The sequence below is a fragment of the Teichococcus aestuarii genome, from assembly GCF_042651065.1.
Taxonomy (GTDB): Bacteria; Pseudomonadota; Alphaproteobacteria; order Acetobacterales; family Acetobacteraceae; genus Pseudoroseomonas; species Pseudoroseomonas aestuarii.
On the sequence record NZ_JBHSCH010000018.1, the window covers coordinates 38852 to 60193 of the forward strand.

Consider the following 21342-nt stretch of genomic DNA (forward strand, 5'->3'; position numbering starts at 1 on the left):
AGGCAGCTCCCACTCGAGCTGGCTGCGCAGACACAGAAAAGGCCGGAGCGGGATCGCCGCTCCGGCCTTGCTGATTCAGGGAAGAACTGGCGCCGCCTACTGGCAGGCCAGGCACTCCTCATAATCGGTGCCGTTCTCGCCGGCCACCGCGCGGGTGGTGCGCGGCGGCGGCACGGGCAGCACGGCCTCCAGGCTGTTGGCCGCCGCGAAGCCCAGCGCCGGCTGCACCGCCACCTTCTCGCTGATGGTATCGGCGCGCTGGATGGAGAGGCTGCGGCAGTAGTAGAGCGACTTCACGCCCTTCTTCCAGGCCTGGTAGTGGATCTGGTGCAGGTCGCGCTTGTGCACGTCGGCCGGCAGGAACACGTTCACCGACTGGCTCTGGCAGATATAGGGCGTGCGGTCGGCGGCGTGCTCCACCACCCAGCGCTGGTCCAGCTCGAAGGCGGTCTTGAAGATCGCCTTCTCCTGCTCGTCCAGGAAGTCGAGGTGCTGGACGCTGCCCTTGGTGACGGTGATGTTGGTCCAGGTCTCGTCGTCGTCGCGGCCATGCTTGGCCAGCAGCTTCTTCAGGTACGGGTTGCGCACGATGAAGGAGCCGGAAAGCGTCTTGTGGTTGTACACATTGGCCGCGATCGGCTCGATGCCGGGCGAGGCGCCGCCACAGATGATCGAGATGGAGGCCGTTGGCGCGATCGCCATCTTGTTCGAGAAGCGCTCCATGAAGCCGTATTCGGCGGCATCCGGGCAGGGCCCGCGCTCCTCGGCCAGCTGGCGGCTGGCGGCATCGGCCTGGGTGCGGATGTGCTTGAACATCCGCTTGTTCCACACCTTCGCGATGACGCTCTCGAAGGGCACGTTCTGCTGCTGCAGGAACGAATGGAAGCCCATCACGCCGAGGCCCACGCTGCGCTCGCGCATCGCGCTGTACTTCGCGCGCGCCATGGAATCGGGCGCGGTGTCGATGAAGTTCTGCAACACGTTGTCGAGGAAGCGCATCACGTCGGGGATGAAGCGCGGGTCGTCCTTCCACTCCATCCAGGTCTCGAGGTTCAGCGAGGAGAGGCAGCACACGGCGGTGCGCTCGCGCCCGTGCTGGTCGCGCCCGGTCGGCAGAGTAATCTCGGAGCAGAGGTTGGAGGTCTTGACCTCCAGCCCGGCCAGCTTCTGGTGCTCCGGCCGCGCGTTGTTCACGGCGTCCGAGTAGATGATGTAGGGCTCGCCCTGCTCGATGCGCGCCATCAGGATGCGGATCCACAGGCCGCGGGCCGAGATCTTGCGCACCACGGCGCCGTCCTTGGGCGAGGTCAGCGCCCACTCCTCGTCGGCCTCCACCGCGCGCATGAAGGCGTCGGGGATCAGCACGCCGTGGTGCAGGTTCAGGGCCTTGCGGTTCGGGTCGCCGCCGGTGGGGCGGCGGAGGTCGATGAACTCCTCGATCTCCGGGTGGGAGACGGGGAGGTAGACCGCCGCCGAGCCGCGCCGCAGCGAGCCCTGGCTGATCGCCAGCGTCAGGCTGTCCATCACCCGGATGAAGGGGATGATGCCGCTGGTCTTGCCGTTCTGCCCGACCTTCTCGCCGATCGAGCGCAGATTGCCCCAGTAGGAGCCGATGCCGCCGCCCTTGGAGGCCAGCCAGACATTCTCGTTCCAGAGGTCGACGATGCCGTTCAGGCTGTCATTCGCCTCGTTGAGGAAGCAGGAGATGGGCAGGCCGCGCGTGGTGCCGCCGTTGGAGAGCACCGGCGTGGCGGGCATGAACCACAGCCTCGAGATATAGTCGTAGATGCGCTGGGCGTGCGCCGCGTCGTCGCCATAGGCGCTGGCCACGCGGGCGAACAGGTCCTGGTAGGATTCGCCCGGCATCAGGTAGCGGTCGTCGAGGGTGGCCTTGCCGAAATCGGTCAGCAACGCATCGCGGGAACGGTCCACGCGCACCTGACCATGCCCCGCGAGCTGAATATCATCGGCAAGCTGAATGGCATCGAACACGACGGGAATCCCTGATGGCTGGGGTACTGAGGCGGGCACATTTGCACCGCCCTGACCGCGCCATCAACCCATATCTGGTGGGTCGGATGCGGCGCCTACCCCCACAATTTGCTTGCGTGACCTTTCGCCCACAGGGTGCCCCGGCGGCGAATCCCCGAAAAATCTGGCAATGCCAAGGTTATCCACCGGCCGGCTCAGAACGGGTGGGAGCGGTAAAAATTATCTGACGCCCGCCCCCTGCCCCCCGCCCCCTGCTCCACGATCAGGCGCCGGCGCGGCGCGCCACTTCCGCCCGCAGCTTCTCCACCGTGCCCAGCACACGCTGCGCCGCGCCATCGGTGTCCTCCAGGCTCAGCGGCATGGAAAGCGGGGTGATGCCCTCGCGCACGGCGCGCTCCGCATCCTCGTACAGCGCGTCCCCGCGCAGTTCGCGCGGCACCCGGCGCACGGCGCCGTGCACGCGCTGGGCCGCGGCCTTCATGTCCATCCGCGCCGGTGTCATGGCCTTCTGCTGGTTCGAGGCGGGCTCGCTCCCGCTGCGCTGGATGGCCTGGCGGAGCTGGTCCTCCGCCTCCTGCAGGATCCGCGCATAGTCCCGCAGGTCCGTGGCGGCGGGCTGCGGCGAGGCAGGAGGGCTGGCATCGGCCTGGGGCCGGCCGGGCTGTGGCGGGGTTGCCTGGGTCTGGCCGGGGCTGCTCTGCGCCAGGGCCGCGCCGCCGAGCCCCGCCAGCAGGGCCAGGGCCAGAATGGGCTTCACAGGTCGCATGTTCGGCTCTCCTTGCTTCGCCGGGTCCGCCCCGGCTTCAGCGGGGGGAAACCGGGGCGGAGGGCCATGGTTCGCCCCCTCGCCGCGCACGGCCAGGCGGAGGCCGGGCCAGGGGCACGCCAGGAGGGGCAGGCACCGGCAGCGCGGGCACAAAAAAAGGAGCCCGGGAAAATCCCGTGCTCCTGCACTTTGTTCGGTAACTGGCGCGCCCGAAAGGATTCGAACCTCTGACCCCCAGATTCGTAGTCTGGTGCTCTATCCAGCTGAGCTACGGGCGCTTGCCAGTGGCCGGGGAATACCCAACCGGCGGCCGGCGCGCAACATGGGGCGGCACGGTTTTGGCAGTTTTTTTGCACCTTTCCTCCATCAAAACGAGCCATGCCCCCTTCCCGGCCCCACCGCCCGGCCGCCTGCCCCTTGGTCTTTCCCGCGCCCCGCGCGAGGCTCTGCCCCGGGGCCACGCGCTGCGCCCCGCACGGAAGCCCAGGGGCGGCAGGCCCCGGACCGGGAGGACATCCAGAGCATGAACGACACACCCAGCCCCTTCTCGCTCGCCGGGCAGACCATCCTGATCACCGGCGCGGCGGGCGGCATCGGCGCCGCCACGGCGCGGCTCTGCGCCGCCCAGGGCGCGACGCTGATCCTGGCCGACCTGCTGGAGCCCGGGGAGATCGCCGCCCGCATCGGCCCCGCCGCCCATGGCGCCGCCTGCCACCGGCTCGACATCAGCCAGCGCGCCGCGGTGGAGGCGCTGGCGGCGGGAGCCGGCCCGGTCGACGCGCTGATCGACATGGCCGCCATCTGCCCCTTCGACGACTGGATGGCGGAAGGCTGGGACGAATCCCTGGAGCGCGTGCTGGCGGTGAACATCCGCGGCCCGATCAACCTCACCCGCGCCTTCCTGCCCGGCATGGCGGCGCGCCGGCGGGGGCGGATCGTGCTCTGCGGCTCGGTCGCGGGCTGGATGGGCGGCGTGGCCTCGGGGCCGCACTACGCCTTCAGCAAGGGCGGGCTGCACGCCTTCACCCGCTGGCTGGCGCGGCGGGGGGCGCCGGACGGGGTGCTGGTCAATGCCATCGCCCCCGGCCCGGTGGAGACGCCGATGACCGCCGGCCAGGCCTACCGGCCGGGGCAGTTCCCGCTCGGCCGCATGGCGGCGCCGGAGGAGATCGCCGCCGCCGCCGCCTTCCTGGTCAGCCCCGGCGCCGGCTATGTCTCCGGCGCCGTGCTCGACGTGAACGGGGCGGTGCACTACCGCTGAGGCAGGGCCCCGCTCAGCGGGCGGCGCGCGGGCCGCCATAGGTGGTCAGGTGCCCCGCCGCCAGCCACCCGGCATCCACCGGCAGGTCGATGCCGGTAATGGCCGAGGCGTCGTCGGAGAGCAGGAAGGCCACGGCGGTGCCGATCTCGGCCGGCTTCACCATGCGGCCCAGCGCCGCCGCCTCGGCCAGCAGGCGCGGGTCGCGCAGGCCGCGCTCGATGGCGGCGCGCAGCGGCGGCGTGGCCACGTAGCCTGGCGAGACGGCGTTCACCCGCACGCCGGAGCGGCCCCATTCGGCGGCCAGGCAGGCGGCCATGTGCACCACCGCCGCCTTGGCCGGCGCATAGGCGTGCAGCGGCGCGGTGCGCGAGGCGGTGACCGAGCCGGTGACGACGATGCCGCCCCGCCCGCGCGGCGCCATCCGCCGCCCGGCGGCCACACAGGAGATATAGACCCCGCGCAGGTTGACGGCGATGATCCGGTCGAACTCCGCCAGCGGCAGCGCCTCGGGCGTGGCGCCGGGCTGGATCAGCCCGGCATTGGCCATCAGCGCCTCCACCGGGCCGAGCCGGGCCTCGATCTCGTCGAAGGCGGCCTCGGTGGCGGCCTCGTCGGTGACGTCGAGGGCGATGGCCTCGGCGCCGAGGCGGGCGGCGGCCGCGCGCGCGGCCTCCAGGTTGACGTCGGCCAGCACGGCACGCCAGCCGCGCGCGGCCAGCACCTCCGCCGTGGCCAGGCCGATGCCGCTGGCGGCGCCCGTCACCAGCGCGACGCGGCCGCGCCCTTCATCCCGTGTCATGCAGGCTTTCTCCCAGAGCGTTGTTCTGCCGAGCATCTTCACGCGATCAGGCGAAGCGGCCTGATCGCGATCCGCTCTAGACGGCCAGGTAGCGTTGCAGGATGGCGTCGTTGCCGCGCAGCTCGTCGATGCCGGCGCTGTAGACCACCTGCCCCTTGTCGATGACCGTCGCATGGGTGGCGACGCCGAGGCAGAAATGCATGTTCTGCTCGGCGATCAGGATGGTCACACCCATCCCCCGCAGGGTGCGGATGAGGTCGCCGATGGCGCGCACGATGATCGGCGCCAGCCCCTCGCTCGGCTCGTCGAGCAGCAGGATGTCCGGGTTGCCCATCAGCGTGCGGGCGATGGTCAGCATCTGCTGCTCGCCGCCCGAGAGGCGGCCGGCCATGCGGTGGCGCATGCCGGCCAGCAGCGGGAACACCTCGTAGATGCGCTCGGCGGTCCAGTGCCGATCGCCGCGCGGCCCGGCCTTGGCGCCGACGATGAGGTTGTCCTCCACCGTGTGCTCGGGGAAGACCTGCCGGTCCTCCGGCACGTAGCCGATGCCGGCGCGGGCGACGAGATAGGGCGCCTTGCCCGAGACGGCGGCCCCCGAGAGCAGCACCTGCCCCCGGCGCGGCGGCGCGATGCCGGCGATGGCCTTGAAGGTGGTGCTCTTGCCCGCGCCGTTGCGGCCGAGCAGGGCCATGGTCTGCCCCCGCGCCACGGCGAGGTCGATGCCGAACAGGATCTGGCTGGCGCCGTAGAAGACGTCCGTGCCTTTTACTTCCAGGATGGGCACCTCTGGGTTGGGCGGCGCGCTCATGCCGCGCTCTCCGCCAGATGGTGGTCGGTGCCGAGATAGGCGTCGATCACGTCCTGATTGCGGCGGATCTCGGCCGGCGTGCCCTGGGCGAGCACCGCGCCGTATTTCAGCACATGCACCGCCTGGGCGTATTTGAAGACGATGTCCATGTCGTGCTCGATGAAGATCATGGTCAGGCTCTTCGCCTGCCAGAGATGGTGCACCTTCTCGATCATCCGCCAGCGCTCGTCGGGGCCCATGCCGGCGGTGGGCTCGTCGAGCAGCAGCACCTTGGGGTCCATGGCGAGGGCCAGGCCGATGTCGAGCAGCTTCTGGTCGCCATGCGAGAGGCTGCTGGAGACCAGCTCCGCCTTGGCGCCGAGGCCGAGCAGCTCCAGCAGTTCCTCCACCCGGGCGCGGCTCTGCCCCAGCGGGAAGCGGGCGAGCAGCGACCAGGAGCGGCGCTGATGCGCGGTGACGGCGGCGGTGAGCGCCTCCCGCACCGTCAGGCTGGGGAAGAGCGAGGCCACCTGGAAGGCGCGCGCCATGCCGCGGCGGACCATCTCCAGACTGGAGCGCCCCACCACATCCTCCCCGTCGAACACGACGCGCCCGGCATCGGGGCGGATCTGGCCGGAGATGAGGTTGAAGAAGGTGGTCTTGCCGGCGCCGTTGGGCCCGATGATGGCGGTGAGCGAGCCGGCGGGGAAGGCCAGCGAGACGTCCCGCGTGGCCTGCACGCCGCCGAAGGACTTTTGCAGGTTCTCGACCGTCAGCATCAGCCGGCCGCCTTGGTTTCGGCCGGGGCGGCGGCCTTGGCGGGGGTGGCGGGCGGGGCGGCGGCGGCGCGACGGTCGGCCAGCCAGGCCATCGCGTAATCCGCCACGCCGCGCCGCAGCCCCAGCACGATGGCCAGGATGACGATGCCCAGCACCAGCCCGTGATGGTGCGTCCAGATCGTCACGTAGTGGTTCAGCAATTGCAGCAGGAAGGCGCCGATGACGGGGCCCAGGAAGACCTGCGTGCCGCCCAGCATGATCATGAAGATCGCCTCGCCCGAGGTGGTCCAGAAGCCGAACTCCGGGAAGGCGCCGGAGACGAACAGCGCCATGATGATGCCCGCCACGCTGGCCATGGTGCCGGCCAGCACGAAGACGCCGAGCTTCATCCGCACCACGTCCACGCCGAGGAAGTTGGCGCGGGCCGGGTTGTCGCGGATCATCCGCAGCGTGTAGCCGAAGGGCGATTGCCAGACCTGCCGCATCACCAGCAGACAGGCCACGAAGACCACGGCGCAGAAGGCATAGAGCGTGCCCGCGTCGCCGAGGTCGATGCCGAGGAAGGGTGGGCGCGGGATGCCGCCGCGCAGCCCCTGGTCGCCGCCCGTCAAATCCACCCAGGTGAGGATGATGCTGTGGATGAACATCTGGAAGGCCAGCGTGATGAAGGAGAAGTAGATCTCCTTCAGCCGCACGCAGATGGCGCCGATGACCAGCGCCAGCAGCGCCGTGCCGCCCACCGCCGCCAGCATGGCCACGGGGATGGAGACCGCGCCGCCCTGCATCAGCAGCCCGAACACATAGGCGCCCGAGGCGAAGTAGGCGGCATGGCCGAAGGAGACCAGCCCGGTGAGGCCCACCAGCAGGTTCAGCGACATCGCCAGCAGCCCGTAGGCGATGACGTAGATCAGGAAATCCCGCAGCGAGGGGTGCGGGAAGAGCGCGGGCAGCGCCAGCAGCAGCACCAGCCCGATCAGGCCGAGGCCCAGATCCCGCATCAGCCCGGCACGCATCACGCCGTCCTCGCGCCAAGCAGGCCGGAGGGGCGCAGGATCAGCACCAACCCCATCAGCGCGAACATCAGCCCGTCGGTGAAGAGCGGGAAGCCGATGGCGCCGAAGGCCCGCGTCAGCCCGATCAGGATCGCCGCCACCAGCGCGCCGGGGATCGAGCCCATGCCGCCGATGACGGTGACGATGAAGCTCTCGATCAGCACCGAGAGGCCCATGCCCGGCGTCAGCGTGCGGACCGGCGCGGCGAGCGCCCCCGCCGTGCCGGCCAGCACGCAGCCCATGCCGAAGACGCCGGCGTAGAGCAGCCGCGTGTTGATGCCGAGCGCGCCGACCATCTGCGGGTTGATCGCCAGCGCCCGGATGATCTTGCCCAGCCGCGTGCGGTTGATGCCAAGCCACAGCACCGCGCCGATGCCGAGCGCCATGCCCACCATGAAGATGTAGTAGCCGGGGATGAAGCCGCCCAGCACCTCCACCGGCGCGGTGGCGAAGGCTTCCGGCATGCCCATCAGCTTGTAGTCGGCGCCGAAGACGATCTTCACCAGGTCGTCGCAGATCAGGATGGCGGCGTAGCAGACGAGGAGCTGCATCAGCAGGTCCTTGCCATAGACGCGGCTCATGAAGAACCGCTCGAAGACGATGCCGACGATTCCTGCCCCGGCGGCGCCGGCCAGCAGCGCCAGGATGAAGCTGCCGGTCGCCTCATAGGCGGCGAAGGCGAAGTAGGCGCCCAGCATGTAGAACACGCCATGGGCGAAGTTGACCACGCCCAGCACGCCGAAGATCAGCGACAGCCCGGAGGCGACGAGGAACAGCAGCATGCCGACGATCAGCCCCGTCGACACCTGGGTGACGAAGCAGGAGGCGGTGGCGACGCAGCCGGCGAGAACATCGAGATTCATGGCGTGTCTCCCGTGGCGGGGCGCGGCTCAGGCGTAGCCCTTCTGCTTCTTCCACTGCGTCTCCATCTCCAGGATCTGCGACCAGGGGATGGGCGCGAAATCCTCGACGAAGGGCGCCTTCGGCACGGTGCGGCCCCAGGCGGTGGGGTAGCCGATCAGCGTGTGGTCGGTGTCGCGCAGCGTCAGCGTCTCCTCCACCGCGAGGCCGGAGGAGATCTGCATGCCCTTCAGCTCCGCCGCCAGCGCCGCGCCCTCGGTGCGGCCATTGGTGCGCTTCAGCGCCTCGGCGATGAACTGGGCGGCGACGTAGTTCTGCCAGGCCCAGTTGGTGGGCTCGTGCTTCGCCAGCGCCGTGAAGCCGTCGGCGAAGGCGGTGTTGGCCGGCTTCTCGGGGTAGTTGCGGTTGTAGCGGTAGGCGGTGTGCAGCCCGGCCGGCAGCTGCTTGATGGCGGTCAGCACCGGCGGGTCGCCCAGCGAGGAGGAGAACAGCGCCACGTTCGGGAACAGCCGGTAGAGGTTGCTCTGCTCGATGAAGCTGACGAGGTCGCCGCCCCACAGGGCCGAGTACATCGCCTGCGGCTTCACCTGCAGCGCCTTGGTGATGTTCTCGGTGTAATCCGGCGCGAAGAGGCGCGGCCACACCTGGTCGACCACCTCGATGGCCGGATCGTACATCTTCGCGAATTCGAGAAACTCGGCGGTGTTGTCGCGGCCATAGGCATAGTCGGGCGAGCAGGTCATCCAGCGCTTCAGCCCGCGCTGCTTCGAGATGCCCGAGGCATAGACGCCACCCGCCACCGCGTCGTGGATGCCCTGGCGGGCGCAGCGGAAGGCGGTCTTGACGTGCAGCTTCGGGTCCGCCGTCAGCGACGAGGTCTCGGAATTGGTATGGATGCACAGCACCGGCAGGTCGCGCACCACCTCATGCACCGCGAAGCCGCCCGAGGAGGCCTCGCCGTCGATGATGATCTCGCAGCCATCGTTGTTGATGAGGTCGCGCGTCACCTTGGCGGCCTCGTCGGGGCGGCCCTTGGAATCACGCTCCACCAGTTGCAGCGTGCGGCCGCCAAGCCCGCCTGCCTCGTTGATGCGGCCGAAGGCGTACTGCACCGCCGCCCGGCTCGACGTGCCGAGGATGGCGACGCGCCCGGACAAAATCGTCGGCATGCCGACGCGGATCACCTTGGCCTGGGCGCCGGCAATGCGCGGCATGGCCAGCATGGCCGCACCCGCGGCGGCACCGCCGAGCAGCACGCGCCGCCCGGTGACATTCGCACCGTTGGACATTTCTCTCTCCCTTCATGCCGCCGGTGCCCATGGCACCTGTACGGCTTTCCATCTTTCCGATGGATTTCGTTCATGTTGGGCAGCGCAAACTCAGACCGTCAACAGTTTTTCCCTGTCAGGCAAAGGAACTTTTGCATGGATAATCCGGGCACGGCTCCGCCGCCGCGCCGGTTTCCCCGCCACGGCCCCGCGCCTTTTCCGCCCCCTCACCAATGGCGGCGCAGCACCCCGGCCGCGAAGGCCACCAGCTCGGCCACCGGGCCGATCGCCTTGTCCATGGTGAGGATGCCGTGCATCTGGTCGCTCGCATGCAGGGCGGTGACGCGCACGCCCTCCCGCTCCAGCCGCGCGGCGTAGAGCTGGCCCTCGCTGCACAGCGGGTCGTGCCCGCAGGTCAGCACCAGGGCGGGCGCCACGCCGGCGAGGGATTGCGCCCGTGCGGGCGAGAAGCGCCACGCCGTCCGGTCCATCGGGGGCGGCAGGTAGTGGTCGATGAACCAGCGCATCGTCGCCGCCGTCAGCGGCAGCCCCTCGCGGAAGCGCTCATAGCTCTCGCCCGTCATGGCCAGGTCGAGGGCAGGGTAGAGCAGCATCTGGAACACCACGGGCGGCACCGTGCCGTCGCGCGCCATCAGCGCCAGCACGGCGGCGAGGGTGCCGCCGGCGCTGTCGCCGCCCACCGCCAGCCGCGCCGGGTCGATGCCGAGCGACGGCGCCTCGGCCGCCAGCCAGCGCAGCGCGGCGATGCTGTCCTCCAGCGCGGCCGGCGCGGGGTGCTCCGGCGCCAGCCGGTATTCCACCGCCAGCACGCAGGCGCCGAGGGCCTGCGCCAGGCGGCGGCAGAGGCCGTCATGCGTCTCCAGGCTGCCCAGCACCCAGCCGCCGCCATGCAGGTAGAGCAGGCAGGGCAGCGGCGGGCCGCCCGGCGCGGCCTCGGCGGCACAATAGAGGCGCACCGGCACCGGTGGCCCCTCCCCCGCCTGCGCCGCCATGTCCCGCACCCAGGGCAGCGCCGGCCCGGGCGATTGCAGGGCGCGGGCGCGCGCCGCATGGGCCGCGCGCGCCGCCTCGGGCGTCTGCGTCTCGAAGGGCTGGCTGCCGGCCTCGCGCGCCTGCCGCAGCAGCGCGAGGACGTCCGGGTGAAGCGCGGGCATCCGGCTTTCCCTCAGCGGCCGAGCACGAAGCCCTGGTAGTCCTTCGCCGCCACCTCGGCGCAGAGCCGCGCGTAGTTGGCCATGCCACCGGCATAGGGCATGAAGACGCGCGGCTTGCCCGGCACGTTGGCGCCCAGATACCAGGAGCTGTTGGCCAGCGGCAGCAGCGTGGCGTTGGCGGCCTCGTTCACATGCGCCACCCAGCGCTCCGCCGCCTCCGGCTCCGGCTCGATGCGCTGCAGCCCGTGCTGGCGCATATGGTCGATGCAGCCGGTGATCCAGTCCACATGCTGCTCGATGGCGACCGGCATGTTGGTCAGCACCGAGGGGCTGCCCGGCCCGGTGATGGTGAACAGATTGGGGAAGCCCGCCACCTGCAGCCCGAGATAGCTGCGCGGCCCCGCCGCCCAGGCATCCCGCAGCGCCACCCCGTCCCGCCCGCGGATGTCCATGGCCAGCAGCGGCCCCGTCATCGCGTCGAAGCCGGTGGCGAAGACGATGATGTCGAGCGGGATCTCGCCGGCCGTGGTGCGGATGCCGGCCGGCGTGATCTCGACGATCGGCGTCGCCTTGATGTCCACCAGCGTGACGTTGTCGCGGTTGAAGGTCTCGAAATAGTGGCTGTCGATGGGCGGGCGCTTGGTGGCGAAGGGGTGGTCCTTCGGCGTCAGCATCTCCGCCACCTTCGGGTCCCGCACGATGCCGCGGATCTTGGCGCGGATGAACTCCGAGGCGGTGTCGTTGGCGGCCTTGCTGGTCAGCAGGTCGCGGAAGGCGGCGCGGAAGCGCAGGCCGCCCGTCTCCCACGCCTTCTCGTAGCGCGCCAGCCGCTCCTCCTCCGCCACATCCAGCGCGGATTCGGGCGCGATGTCGAAGGGATGGCCGTTGATCGTGGCGCGCGCCTTCTCGCGGATGGCGGCGTAGTTGGCCTTGATCTCGCGCAGCTCCTCCGCGCCCACCGGGCCGTTGCGGGCGGGGATGCTGTAGTTGGCCGTGCGCTGGAACACGGTGAGGTGCGCGGCCTTCTCCGCGATCACCGGCGTCGCCTGGATGCCGGTCGAGCCGGTGCCGATCAGACCGACGCGCTTGCCGGTGAAGTCCACATCCTCCTGCGGCCAGCGGCCGGTGTGGTACCACTGCCCCGCGAAGCTCTCGAGGCCGGCGATCTTCGGGATGTTGGCCGAGGAGAGGCAGCCCACGGCGGTGATGAGGTAGCGCGCCGAGAAGCTCTCGCCCGCCTCGGTGCGCACGCGCCAGAGATTGGCGGCGGCATCGTATTCGGCGCTGCTGACGCGGGTGCCGAACTGGATGTCGCGCTTCAGGTCGAACTTCGCGGCGACGTGATCGAGGTAGCGGCGGATCTCGCCATGCTCGGGGTAGCGCTCGCTCCAGCTCCACTCCTGCTGCAGCTCCTCGGAGAAGGAGTAGGAGTAGTAGTAGCTCTCCGAGTCACAGCGCGCGCCGGGGTAGCGGTTCCAGTACCAGGTGCCGCCGACGCCGTCGCCGGCTTCCAGCACCCGCGCCTTCAGCCCCAGCCTGTCGCGCAGCGTGTGCAGTTGATAGAGCCCGGCGAAGCCCGCGCCGATGATCAGGGCATCGAGTTCCGCCGCCGGAGACGCCGCTCCATTGGTCTGGTTGCGCGCCGTGGACGACATGCCGCACCGCTCCCTTCCTGTGTTTCCGCCTTGGACATTCTTGGCCTGGGCCGCCGCCTCAAGGGCAACGGCCGGCATGCCGGGAGGCTAGGGGCTTGCGCCCCACCCTTCAATTTCCAAAACTGCCAAACTGATGTGAACAACCGTCACAGGTGGCGCCATGGACCGGCTGGGAGAGATGCTCGTCTTCGTCCGCGCCGTGGAGGATGGCGGCTTCTCCGCCGCCGGGCGCAGCCTCTCGCTCAGTCCCTCCGCCATCAGCAAGATGATCGCGCGGCTGGAGAACCGGCTGGGCGTGGTGCTGTTCAACCGCTCGTTGCGCAGCCTGACGCTGACGCCGGAGGGCGAGGCCTTCTACCCCGCGGCGCGGCAGGCGATCGAGGCGGTGGAGGAGGCGGAGGCGGTGGCCTTCACCGGCGTCACCCCGCGCGACGTGCTGCGCATCCGCTCCATGCCGACCTTCGCCATCCACCAGCTGGCGCCGCTGGTGCCCGCCTTCCGGCGGCAGCATCCCGGGCTGCGGCTGGAATTCGTGCTGGGCAACGAGGCCGGCAACCTGCTGGAGGGCGGCGTGGATGTGGCGCTCTACATCGGCGAGTTGCCGGATTCCTCGCTGGTGGCGCGGCGCATCGTCAACATGCGCTGGGTGATCTGCGCCGCGCCCGCCTACCTCGCCGAGCACGGCATGCCGGCGACGCCGGAGGAGCTGGCGCGGCATGAATGCCTCAACTTCAACAAGCGCATGCCCTGGAGCACCTGGACCTTCCGCGACAGCGAGCACTCGCTGCGCCGCATCCGCGCCAGCGGCAGCGTGACGGCGAACCAGGGGCAGATGCTGCTGGCACTCGCCCTGGCCGGCGTCGGCATCGCGCGGCTGGCGGAGTTCCAGGTGGCGGAGGATCTGGCCAGCGGCCGCCTCGTCCGCCTCTTCCCGGCCGAGGCGGCGCGGATGGAGGAGAGCATCTATGCCGTGCACCACAGCAAGCGGCATGTCAGCCAGCGCATCCGCGTCTTCCTCGACTTCCTGGAGGCGGCCTTCCCGCGCGGCGGCGCCTGACGGGAAGGCCCCGCCCCGGGCGCGGAGAAGGGAGACCGGGCCGGCCGCTCAAGGCCGGCGGAGCAGCGCCTCCAGGCGGCTGGCCAGGTCACGCATGGTGAAGGGCTTGGTCAGCACCTGCATGCCCTCCTCGAGATGCCGGTCGCCGATCGCGGCGCTTTCGGCATAGCCGGTGATGAAGAGGATCCGCAGCTCCGGGCGCAGCGTGCGGGCCGCGTCCGCGAGCTGCCGGCCATTCATGCCGCCCGGCAGGCCGACATCCGTGACCAGGAGGTCGATGCGCCGCCCCGAGCGGAGGAGTTTCAGCCCCGCCGCGCCGTCGCCGGCCTGCAGGGCGGCATAGCCCAGATCCTCGAGGACCTCGACGATCAGCAGGCGGATGGTCGCTTCGTCATCGACCACCAGCACCGTCTCGCCCTCCGCCGGGCGGAGCGGATCCCCGGCGCCACCCTCGGCGGCGGGCCCCTCGAGCGGGCCGGTGTGGCGCGGGAGGTAGAGGGTCATGGTCGCGCCGCGGCCGGCCTCCGAGCGGATACGGACCTGCCCGCCGGACTGCCGGACGAAGCCATAGATCATCGAGAGGCCGAGGCCCGTGCCCTGGCCCAGCGGCTTGGTGGTGAAGAACGGGTCGAAGGCCCGCGCGATCACCTCGGGCTCCATGCCGGTTCCGGTGTCGGAGACATGCAGGGCGACATAGGGGCCGGCCTCGAGATCCAGCCCGGCCGCCTCCTCCGCGCCGAGGAGGCGGTTCTCCGTGGCGATCGTCAGCGCGCCGCCCCCGGGCATCGCGTCGCGCGCGTTGATGCACAGGTTCAGCAGGGCGTTCTCAAGCTGGTTGGGGTCGACCAGCGTCGGCCAGAGATCGTCGGCGCCCGAGGAGGTGACGGCGATCGCCGGCCCGACCGTGCGGTTGATCAGGTCCTGCATGCCCATGACCAGCGCGTTCACGTCGGTGGGCCTGGCCTCGAGCGTCTGCCGGCGGGAGAAGGCCAGGAGGCGGTGCGTCAGCGCCGCCGCCCGCGACGCCGCTTCCTGCGCCGAGGCGACATACCGCTCCAGCTCGGCGGTCCGGCCCTGGGCCACGCGGATCTGCAGCAGCTCGAGGCTGCCGATGATGCCGGCCAGGAGATTGTTGAAATCGTGCGCCAGCCCGCCGGTGAGCTGCCCCACCGCCTCCATCTTCTGGGCCTGCCGCAGCTGCTCCTCCGTGCGCTTCCTCTGCTCCACCTCGGCCAGCACCGTCTCGTGCGCCCGCAGGAGCTCGGCCGTCCGGGCCGCCACGCGTTCCTCGAGCGTCTCGTTCAGGCGGCGGAGATCGTCCTCGGCCTTCTTGCGGGCCGTGATGTCGGAGGAGACGCCCACCATGCGGCGGCCGCCGGACCGGCCGGTCACCACGCGGGCCCGGATCTCGGCCCAGTGCACGCTGCCATCCGGCCACAGCGTGCGATACTCGATGGCGTAGTCGGCCCCGGTGGCGGCGCTTTCCCGCACCGCGGCCTGCGTGCGGTCACGGTCGCCGGGATGGATGCCCGCCAGCAGGTCCGCATAGGTGAACTCGTCCTCCGCGGCGCGGCCGAACACGGCCTTGCAGGTCGCGGAAGCCGTCAGCACGCCGTGTTCCAGGTCGAGCTCCCACGACCCCAGCCGGCCCGCCAGCAGCGCGATCGAGAGCCGGCGCTCGCCCTCGTCCAGCGCCTCGATCCGCGCGCGCGCCTCGAACTGCCGGCCGCGGGCCTTCAGCGCCGCCCGCGCGACGCTGACGAAGGTGGAGGGATGGAAGGGGCGCTCCAGGAAGGTCGCGTTGCCGAAAGCCGCCGAGAGCCTGGCGGCGCCCGGGTTCTGCTCCGGGCCGCCGCCGCTGTGGGTGAGGACGATGAAGGGCAGGTCGGACCAGGCGGGCTGCCGCGCCATCCTGGCGGAGATCCCGGCCAGGTCGACATGCCGCAGGGCCTCCTCCGTGACCACGGCGAAGCAGGCATCGTCGCCGATCGCGGCTTCGAAGCTGGCGAAATCGCCGCACACCGCCGCGGTGGCGCCGGCCTCGCGCAGCAGCGCGGCGGCGATCGTCGCGTCACGGCCATAGGGCGTGTACAGCGGCACCGTCAGCGCGTGCGCGGGAGCGTTGCCCATCACTTTGCGGGAAAGCTGTCCAGCAGCGGCGCCGTGTCGCCGGTGAATGTCGGCACGCCGCGCAGCACGCCCTGGAAATCCCGCAGCGGCTCGCCGAGGCCGATGCCGCCACGGCTGATCTGGTACTCGCGGATGGTGTTCTCGTGCGCGCCGGTCCGCTTCTTGATCACGGAGATGGCGCGCCGGACATTGCCGACGGCCTCGAAGTAGCGGAGCAGGATCACCGTGTCGGCGAGGTAGGTCACGTCGACCGGCGACCGCATGTCGCCCACCAGCCCATGCTGCGCCACCGTCAGGAAGGTCGTGGCGCCCTGGCGGTTCAGGTACTGGAGCAGCTCGTGGATGTGGAGGATGAGCGCGTTCTCGTCCGGCATCGCCGCCTGGTAGCCGTTGAGGCTGTCGATGACGACCGTCTTCGCCTGCGCCTTGTCGACATGCTCGCGCACCCGGTGGGCGAACTCGCCCGGAGACAGCTCGGCGGCATCGACCTGCTCGATGAGCAGGGCGCCGCGCCTCCGCATCCCTTCCAGATCGAAGCCGATCTCCGCCGCCCGGCGCAGCAGCAGGCCCATCTCCTCGTCGAAGACGAAGATGGCGGCCTTCTCGCCGCGCCGTATGGCGGCGGTGACGAATTGCAGCGACAGGATGCTCTTGCCCGTGCCGGAGGGGCCGAGGAGCAGCGTGCTGGAGCCCTGCTCGATGCCGCCCCCCAGCAGCGCGTCCAGCGCGGGAATGTCGCTGGTCCTGCGCGCGCGCTCATAGCCGCTGCGGTGCTCGGCCGCGATCAGCCGCGGAAAGACATGCACGCCGCCCCTCTGGATGGTGAAGTCGTGGAAGCCGCCCCGGAACGCCTGGCCGCGATACTTCGAGATGCGGAGGCGCCGGCGCTCGGCGCCATAGCTGGGCGACAGCGCCTCCAGCCGGATCACGCCATGCACGACGCTGTGCACCGTCTTGTCGAAGGTGTCGGAGGTCAGGTCGTCGAGGAGCAGCACCGTGCCGCCGAGCCGGGCGAAGTAGTGCTTCAGGGCGAGGATCTGCCGGCGGTAGCGGAGCGAGCCCTGCGCCAGCAGGCGGATCTCGGAGAGGCTGTCCAGCACGATGCGGGTGGGCCGCACGCGCTCATACGCCTCGAAGATCTGGCGCGTGGCCTCGCCGAGCTCGAGGTCCGAGGAATGGAGCAGGCTTTGCTGCTGCGCGGAATCGAGCAGGCTCTCGGGCGGCACCAGCTCGAAGACGGAGACTTCGTCGGGCAGGGACCAGCCATGCGACGCGGCGCCCTCGCGCAGCTCCCGCGCGGTTTCCGAAAGCGTGATGTAGAGGCACTGCTCCCCTCTCGCCGCGCCTTCCAGGAGGAACCGCAGCGCGATGGTCGTCTTGCCCGTGCCGGGATTTCCTTCGAGGAGGAACATGTGCCCCGGGGACAATCCACCGGACAGGATGTCGTCGAGTCCCGGCACCCCGGTCCGCGCCTTCTCCGGCGGACTGGCCTCGGGGCGCGTCATTTCACGTCAAGCTCGGCCATGATGTTCTCCGGAAGGGGATGCTGGGGGATCTGCGAGAGCGCGTTTTCCATCGCGGCCTCGGCACGGAGAAGCTCGTAGGCGTGCTGACGCTCCAGCCAGAACCGGGATGACACGCCGCACAGGCGCTCGAACCGCAGGGCCATCTCCGGCGTGATCGCCGCCCGTCCGGCCAGGATGCGGTGCAAGCTCTGCCGGGTGATGCCCAGATCCTGGGCCGCCTGGCTGATCGTCAGCTTGAGCGCGGGAAGGATCTGCCGCCGCAACAGCCTGCCGGGGTGGCCCTCGCCGTCAAACCCGGGTCCGATCGTTCGGCGTCGCGGCATGGGCGAGCGTGTAACGCCCGGGGTTACACCCCGCAAGGGGCCGATGGGCGGGCGGGGCACGATGCGCCGCGTTGCGGGCGGGGCCCGATCTGCGGCATCCTGGCGCGCGGCATCGGGCGGGGCTGCCGGCACGGCAGGATTTCCATGGCGGGACTGGGCCGGCGGCATCAGGCCAGCATCTTCACCGCCGGCTTCGCCGGGCGGCGGCCGGTCGTCCCCAGCTCGGCGGAAGCCCTGGAACGCGCCGCGCTGCGCCGGATGGGCGGCAAGGCGCGGGCCTACATCGCCGGCGCGGCCGGGCTGGAGCGGACCGCCGCCGCCAACCGCGCCGCCTTCGACCATCACCGCATCCTTCAGCGCGTGCTGCGCGACGTCTCGGCGCGCCGGCTCTCGGTCGGGCTTTTCGGCCGCACCCTGCCGCTGCCGTTGCTGCTGGCGCCCATCGGGGTGCTGGACATGGCCTGGCGCCAGGGCGACCTGGCCGCCGCCCGCGCCGCCGCGGCCGAGGGCCTGACCTTCATCGCCTCCAGCCAGTCCTCCGTGCCGCTGGAGAGCATCGCGCGCGCCTGCGGCACGGGCCCGCGCTGGTTCCAGCTCTACTGGTCCTCCAGCGACGCGCTGATGGAGAGCTTCCTGCGCCGCGCCGAGGCCGCCGGCTACGAGGCCATCGTCGTCACGCTCGACACCACGCAGCTGGGCTGGCGCCCGCGCGACCTCGACTGCGGCCACCTGCCGTTCCTGCGCGGGCGCGGCATCGCGAACTACGTCTCGGACCCCGTCTTCCAGGGCCTGCCGCCGCCCGAGGCCGACCCGGCGGAGCGCCCGCGCCTCGGGCCGGGCGCCCTGCCCTCGGTCCTGGCGCTGCTGCGCGCCTGGCCGGGGGGCACGCTGCAGGCCCTGGCCGCGCCGCGGCAGGTGATGCAGGCGGTGCAGCGCTTCATCGCCCTCTACTCCCGCCCCGACCTCACCTGGGCCGACCTGCCCCGGCTGCGCCGCGCCACGCGGCTGCCCATCCTGCTCAAGGGCATCCTGCACCCCGATGACGCGCGCCGCGCCCTGGATGCGGGCATGGACGGCATCGTCGTCTCCAACCATGGCGGGCGGCAGGTCGATGGCGCCGTGGCCTCGCTGGACATGCTGGCGCCGGTGGCCGAGGCCGTGGCGGGGCGGGTTCCGGTGCTGTTCGACGGCGGCATCCGCACGGGCTCCGACGTCGTCAAGGCGCTCGCCCTGGGCGCTTCGGCGGTGCTGCTGGGCCGCCCCTATGTCTATGGGCTGGCCCTGGCGGGGGAGGACGGGGTCCGCGCGGTGCTCCAGGGGCTCGCCGCGGAGCTGGACCTCACCCTCGCGCTGATGGGCTGCCCGGGGCTCGACGGGCTGGACGGCTCCGCCCTGGTGCGGCACCCCGCCGCCTGAGAGGCCGGGCGCGCCCGGCGGCCCGCCGCCCGCCCTCGTCACCCCGCCCCGGCCGCCGCCTGCCCGCCGGGAAGGCCGGGGGAAGCCTCCCGCCAAGGCCCGGCCGCGCCGCCCGGCGCCACCAGGAGGGAGGCGCCCGGGGCGAGGGCCTGCACGCCGCCGGAATGCGAGACGCGGACGGGCGCGCGGTTCGCGGGGTCCGCGCAAAGCCGCAGGGCGGACCCGGTCCATGCCAGCGCGAACCGCCCGAAGCGGCAATCCAGCCCGAACCGGACCGGCGTGAGGCCCGGCGGCGGCGCCGGGTCCAGCATCAGCCCGTCCCGTTCCAGATGCAGGCCGAGATAGTGGTGCTGCAGCACGAGGAAGGCCCCGCCATAGGCGCCGAGATGCGGCCCCTCGGCCACCGAGGAGGCGCTGGACGGATCGTGCTCCGGCTTCATCGCGGCCTTGAAGAAGCGCAGCGAGGCGGCGGGGTCGAGCCGCGCCAGGGCACCGGCGAAGGCCAGGTTGGAGAGGGAGGAATCATGCGTGGTGCGCGCCAGATCGTGCGCGGCGGTGCGCCGCCATTGCTCGGCCGTCATGGCGTAGCCCATGCCCTCCAGCGTTCCGGCCAGCTCCTGCCATGAAAGCAGGAAGGGCAGCATCAGCGTGTCGGCCTGCTTCATCACCTGATAGCTGTTCGTGCTCCCGCCCTGGCATTCGAGGACCCAGTCGAGACGCTGGCCGGGGTGCGCCTCCGCCATGGCCTGCAGGTCCAGCGGGCGGAGGCGGTCGAAGCCCTCGAAGGGCAGCAGCGTGCCGTCGTCGCGGAAGACCAGGCGCAGGCGGCGGGAGACGTGCTCCCAATGGGCCAGCTCCCGCCCCTCCAGCCCCATGGCCTGGCACAGCGCCTGGCGCCGGGCGGCGGGCAGGCGCTCCAGCGCCTCCCGCGCGTGCCGCAGCGTCCAGGCCGCCATGACGTTGGTGTAGGCGTTGTTGCGCAGCCCCGGCTCCGCCGCGCCGGGCCAGGCGGTGTGGTACTCGTCCGGCCCGGCCACGCCGAGGATGTCGTACCGGTCCGCCGCCGGGTCGTGGCGCGCCGCGCCGGCCCAGAAGCGGGCGATCTCCAGCATCAGCGCGGCCCCGTGCCGTGCCAGGAAGTCCTCGTCGCCGGTGGCCTCGCAGTAGCGCCACACATTGAGCGCGATGGCGGCGCCGACATGCCGCTGCAACCGCGTGTGGTCCTCCATCCAGCGGCCGGAGAGCGGGTTCCACTGCAGGCGCGGGGTCTGCTCCTGCCCGTCGCTGGCGCAGCGCCAGGGAAACATGGCGCCGCGCTGCCCCGCCGCGCTGGCGGCGGCGTGGGCATCCTCCAGCCTGCGGCAGCGGTAGAGCAGCAACGCCCGCGCGATCCCGGGCGCGCGGAACATCAGGAAGGGCAGGACGAAGGTCTCGTCCCAGAAGATGTGGCCGCGATAGGCCTCCTGCCATCCCCGCGCGGGAAAGCCGACATCCAGGCACGCCGAATGCGGCGAGGCGGTCTGCAGGATGCGGAAGCCCATCAGCCGGGCGGCGCAGCCCTGCTCCGGCACGGCGGCCTCGATCCGCATGCGGGCGAGCCATGGGGACCAGGCCGCGGCATGCGCCGCCTCCATCGCCGCGAAGCCGGGCGCGTCGCGCAGGAGGGCCAGGGCGGCCTCGCCCGCCTCCCGCACCCCCGCATCGCCCGTGGTCGCGATGGCGGCGGTCTTCTCCAGCACCAGCGGCCGCCCCGGCGCCACGCCGCAGCGCAGATGCTCGGAGATGGAGGCGGCCTCCGCCCGGTCCTCGCGCGCCAGCAGCACGCCGGCTTCCAGGGCGGTGCGGGTTGCCGTGCCGATGCCGGTGCGGGCGCCGCGCGTGCGGCAGCGCAGCAGCAGCAGGCCGGGCGACACCGCCTCGCCGCGCACCGCCTCCAGATGCTGCTTGTCGAAGGGCTCGAAGCGCGGCACGCGCGCATTCGTCACCCCGCCATCGATGCCCGACCGCACCTCCAGGGTGCCGGACCAGCCCTGCGGCGCGATCTCCAGCCGCAGGGCCGCCAGCCCGGGCTGCGCCATGCTGACGAGGCGGCGCTCCCGCAGCCAGCTCCGCCGGCCGGCCCCGTCGCGGAAGAGCAGCTCGCGCGTGGAGACGCCGCGCGTGGCGTCCAGCGCGTGGCGATATTCGAGGATCTCCACGGCTTCGAGCGAGAACCAGGCCGCCTCGCCTTCCACCCGGAAGGTCAGGGGCAGCCAGTTCGGCAGGTTCACCAGGGATTCATTCTCGACCCGCCGGCCCTCGATCACGTCCGGCAGCCGGTTGTAGAGGCCGGCGCGGTAGGTGCCGGGGTAGTGGACGGCATCGGCCGTGCTCCAGGGCGCCGCGCCGCGCACCGTCAGGACGCCGTTGCCCAGGGTGAGCAGGGCCTCCCGGCGCCCCTCATCCTGCGGGTCGAAATCGTCATAGGCCAGGCTCGCCGGCGGACGCAGCGGCAT

17 protein-coding genes and 1 tRNA gene are annotated in these 21342 nt (G+C 71.4%); 3 read left to right on the top strand and 15 right to left on the bottom strand.

What is annotated here, in order from left to right; all coding sequences use genetic code 11:
- Positions 1 to 96 precede the first annotated feature (96 nt).
- From ACFOY6_RS09685 to ACFOY6_RS09695, 3 genes are all read right to left on the bottom strand, one after another.
- Positions 97 to 1992, bottom strand: a complete 1896-nt coding sequence (locus ACFOY6_RS09685; RefSeq protein ID WP_109516972.1) for a ribonucleoside-diphosphate reductase subunit alpha — start codon at positions 1990 to 1992, stop codon at positions 97 to 99.
- A gap of 262 nt (positions 1993 to 2254) precedes the next feature.
- Positions 2255 to 2758: a hypothetical protein gene (locus ACFOY6_RS09690; protein ID WP_146201874.1), complete on the bottom strand. Its 504-nt coding sequence runs from the start codon at positions 2756 to 2758 to the stop codon at positions 2255 to 2257.
- 201 nt (positions 2759 to 2959) lie between these two features.
- Positions 2960 to 3036: transfer RNA gene (locus ACFOY6_RS09695), tRNA-Arg, on the bottom strand.
- 245 nt (positions 3037 to 3281) lie between these two features.
- On the opposite strand from ACFOY6_RS09695, the gene ACFOY6_RS09700 reads away from it, so the two are divergent.
- Positions 3282 to 4019, top strand: a complete 738-nt coding sequence (locus ACFOY6_RS09700; RefSeq protein WP_379632933.1) for an SDR family NAD(P)-dependent oxidoreductase — start codon at positions 3282 to 3284, stop codon at positions 4017 to 4019.
- A 13-nt stretch (positions 4020 to 4032) separates the two neighbouring features.
- Here the strand turns inward: ACFOY6_RS09700 and ACFOY6_RS09705 are convergent, their stop codons facing one another.
- The 8 genes from ACFOY6_RS09705 to ACFOY6_RS09740 form a co-directional block, all read right to left on the bottom strand.
- On the bottom strand, positions 4033 to 4818 hold the full coding sequence (locus tag ACFOY6_RS09705) for an SDR family NAD(P)-dependent oxidoreductase (protein ID WP_109516969.1): 786 nt from the start codon (positions 4816 to 4818) through the stop codon (positions 4033 to 4035).
- Between the two features lie 76 nt (positions 4819 to 4894).
- Positions 4895 to 5626 (bottom strand): ABC transporter ATP-binding protein, encoded by a 732-nt coding sequence (locus ACFOY6_RS09710; protein WP_379650390.1) that lies wholly within the window; start codon positions 5624 to 5626, stop codon positions 4895 to 4897.
- A complete protein-coding gene (locus ACFOY6_RS09715) occupies positions 5623 to 6384 on the bottom strand; it encodes an ABC transporter ATP-binding protein (protein ID WP_379632930.1) in 762 nt (253 codons plus the stop codon). Before ACFOY6_RS09715 ends, ACFOY6_RS09710 begins: the two co-directional genes overlap by 4 nt.
- Positions 6384 to 7397 carry a branched-chain amino acid ABC transporter permease gene (locus ACFOY6_RS09720; protein WP_109516966.1) on the bottom strand — a complete coding sequence of 338 codons (1014 nt, stop codon included), beginning with the start codon at positions 7395 to 7397 and terminating at the stop codon, positions 6384 to 6386. The genes ACFOY6_RS09715 and ACFOY6_RS09720 overlap by 1 nt, the downstream gene beginning before the upstream one ends.
- The gene (locus tag ACFOY6_RS09725; RefSeq protein WP_379632928.1) at positions 7397 to 8299 is read right to left on the bottom strand and encodes a branched-chain amino acid ABC transporter permease; all 903 of its coding nucleotides are present in this window, start codon (positions 8297 to 8299) and stop codon (positions 7397 to 7399) included. Before ACFOY6_RS09725 ends, ACFOY6_RS09720 begins: the two co-directional genes overlap by 1 nt.
- 27 nt (positions 8300 to 8326) lie before the next feature.
- The gene (locus tag ACFOY6_RS09730) at positions 8327 to 9586 is read right to left on the bottom strand and encodes an ABC transporter substrate-binding protein (RefSeq protein WP_379632926.1); all 1260 of its coding nucleotides are present in this window, start codon (positions 9584 to 9586) and stop codon (positions 8327 to 8329) included.
- Positions 9587 to 9792: 206 nt separating this feature from the next.
- Positions 9793 to 10740 (bottom strand): alpha/beta hydrolase, encoded by a 948-nt coding sequence (locus ACFOY6_RS09735; protein WP_379650393.1) that lies wholly within the window; start codon positions 10738 to 10740, stop codon positions 9793 to 9795.
- Positions 10741 to 10751: 11 nt separating this feature from the next.
- Positions 10752 to 12395, bottom strand: coding sequence for a flavin-containing monooxygenase (locus ACFOY6_RS09740; RefSeq protein WP_379650395.1), 1644 nt, complete (start codon positions 12393 to 12395; stop codon positions 10752 to 10754).
- 160 nt (positions 12396 to 12555) lie between these two features.
- Here ACFOY6_RS09740 and ACFOY6_RS09745 point away from each other — a divergent pair, with 160 nt between their 5' ends.
- On the top strand, positions 12556 to 13452 hold the full coding sequence (locus ACFOY6_RS09745) for a LysR family transcriptional regulator (protein WP_109516961.1): 897 nt from the start codon (positions 12556 to 12558) through the stop codon (positions 13450 to 13452).
- 48 nt (positions 13453 to 13500) lie between these two features.
- Here the strand turns inward: ACFOY6_RS09745 and ACFOY6_RS09750 are convergent, their stop codons facing one another.
- From ACFOY6_RS09750 to ACFOY6_RS09760, 3 genes are read right to left on the bottom strand one after another with little or no spacing between them, the layout of a single operon-like run.
- Positions 13501 to 15582 (bottom strand): ATP-binding protein, encoded by a 2082-nt coding sequence (locus tag ACFOY6_RS09750; RefSeq protein WP_379650397.1) that lies wholly within the window; start codon positions 15580 to 15582, stop codon positions 13501 to 13503.
- Positions 15582 to 17087: an ATPase domain-containing protein gene (locus tag ACFOY6_RS09755; protein WP_379650399.1), complete on the bottom strand. Its 1506-nt coding sequence runs from the start codon at positions 17085 to 17087 to the stop codon at positions 15582 to 15584. The genes ACFOY6_RS09750 and ACFOY6_RS09755 overlap by 1 nt, the downstream gene beginning before the upstream one ends.
- Positions 17084 to 17431: a HigA family addiction module antitoxin gene (locus tag ACFOY6_RS09760; RefSeq protein ID WP_109516958.1), complete on the bottom strand. Its 348-nt coding sequence runs from the start codon at positions 17429 to 17431 to the stop codon at positions 17084 to 17086. Before ACFOY6_RS09760 ends, ACFOY6_RS09755 begins: the two co-directional genes overlap by 4 nt.
- 144 nt (positions 17432 to 17575) lie before the next feature.
- Between ACFOY6_RS09760 and ACFOY6_RS09765 the strand changes: the two genes are divergently transcribed.
- Entirely contained in the window at positions 17576 to 18847 is a 1272-nt protein-coding gene (locus ACFOY6_RS09765) for an alpha-hydroxy-acid oxidizing protein (protein ID WP_379650402.1), read from the top strand.
- 38 nt (positions 18848 to 18885) lie between these two features.
- Here ACFOY6_RS09765 and ACFOY6_RS09770 read toward each other — a convergent pair whose 3' ends face one another.
- Positions 18886 to 21342 carry a glycoside hydrolase family 65 protein gene (locus ACFOY6_RS09770; RefSeq protein ID WP_379650404.1) on the bottom strand — a complete coding sequence of 819 codons (2457 nt, stop codon included), beginning with the start codon at positions 21340 to 21342 and terminating at the stop codon, positions 18886 to 18888.

Bases quoted from the DNA above. Each gene is read 5' to 3' on its own strand.
- ACFOY6_RS09745 (WP_109516961.1), top strand. From the start codon at position 12,556: ATGGACCGGCTGGGAGAGATGCTCGTCTTCGTCCGCGCCGTGGAGGAT.
- ACFOY6_RS09715 (WP_379632930.1), bottom strand. From the start codon at position 6,384: ATGCTGACGGTCGAGAACCTGCAAAAGTCCTTCGGCGGCGTGCAGGCC.
- ACFOY6_RS09730 (WP_379632926.1), bottom strand. From the start codon at position 9,586: ATGTCCAACGGTGCGAATGTCACCGGGCGGCGCGTGCTGCTCGGCGGT.
- ACFOY6_RS09700 (WP_379632933.1), top strand. From the start codon at position 3,282: ATGAACGACACACCCAGCCCCTTCTCGCTCGCCGGGCAGACCATCCTG.
- ACFOY6_RS09725 (WP_379632928.1), bottom strand. From the start codon at position 8,299: ATGAATCTCGATGTTCTCGCCGGCTGCGTCGCCACCGCCTCCTGCTTC.
- ACFOY6_RS09735 (WP_379650393.1), bottom strand. From the start codon at position 10,740: ATGCCCGCGCTTCACCCGGACGTCCTCGCGCTGCTGCGGCAGGCGCGC.
- ACFOY6_RS09690 (WP_146201874.1), bottom strand. From the start codon at position 2,758: ATGCGACCTGTGAAGCCCATTCTGGCCCTGGCCCTGCTGGCGGGGCTC.
- ACFOY6_RS09710 (WP_379650390.1), bottom strand. From the start codon at position 5,626: ATGAGCGCGCCGCCCAACCCAGAGGTGCCCATCCTGGAAGTAAAAGGC.
- ACFOY6_RS09755 (WP_379650399.1), bottom strand. From the start codon at position 17,087: ATGACGCGCCCCGAGGCCAGTCCGCCGGAGAAGGCGCGGACCGGGGTG.
- ACFOY6_RS09720 (WP_109516966.1), bottom strand. From the start codon at position 7,397: ATGCGTGCCGGGCTGATGCGGGATCTGGGCCTCGGCCTGATCGGGCTG.
- ACFOY6_RS09705 (WP_109516969.1), bottom strand. From the start codon at position 4,818: ATGACACGGGATGAAGGGCGCGGCCGCGTCGCGCTGGTGACGGGCGCC.
- ACFOY6_RS09750 (WP_379650397.1), bottom strand. From the start codon at position 15,582: ATGGGCAACGCTCCCGCGCACGCGCTGACGGTGCCGCTGTACACGCCC.
- ACFOY6_RS09760 (WP_109516958.1), bottom strand. From the start codon at position 17,431: ATGCCGCGACGCCGAACGATCGGACCCGGGTTTGACGGCGAGGGCCAC.
- ACFOY6_RS09740 (WP_379650395.1), bottom strand. From the start codon at position 12,395: ATGTCGTCCACGGCGCGCAACCAGACCAATGGAGCGGCGTCTCCGGCG.
- ACFOY6_RS09765 (WP_379650402.1), top strand. From the start codon at position 17,576: ATGGCGGGACTGGGCCGGCGGCATCAGGCCAGCATCTTCACCGCCGGC.
- ACFOY6_RS09770 (WP_379650404.1), bottom strand. From the start codon at position 21,342: ATGCCGCTGCGTCCGCCGGCGAGCCTGGCCTATGACGATTTCGACCCG.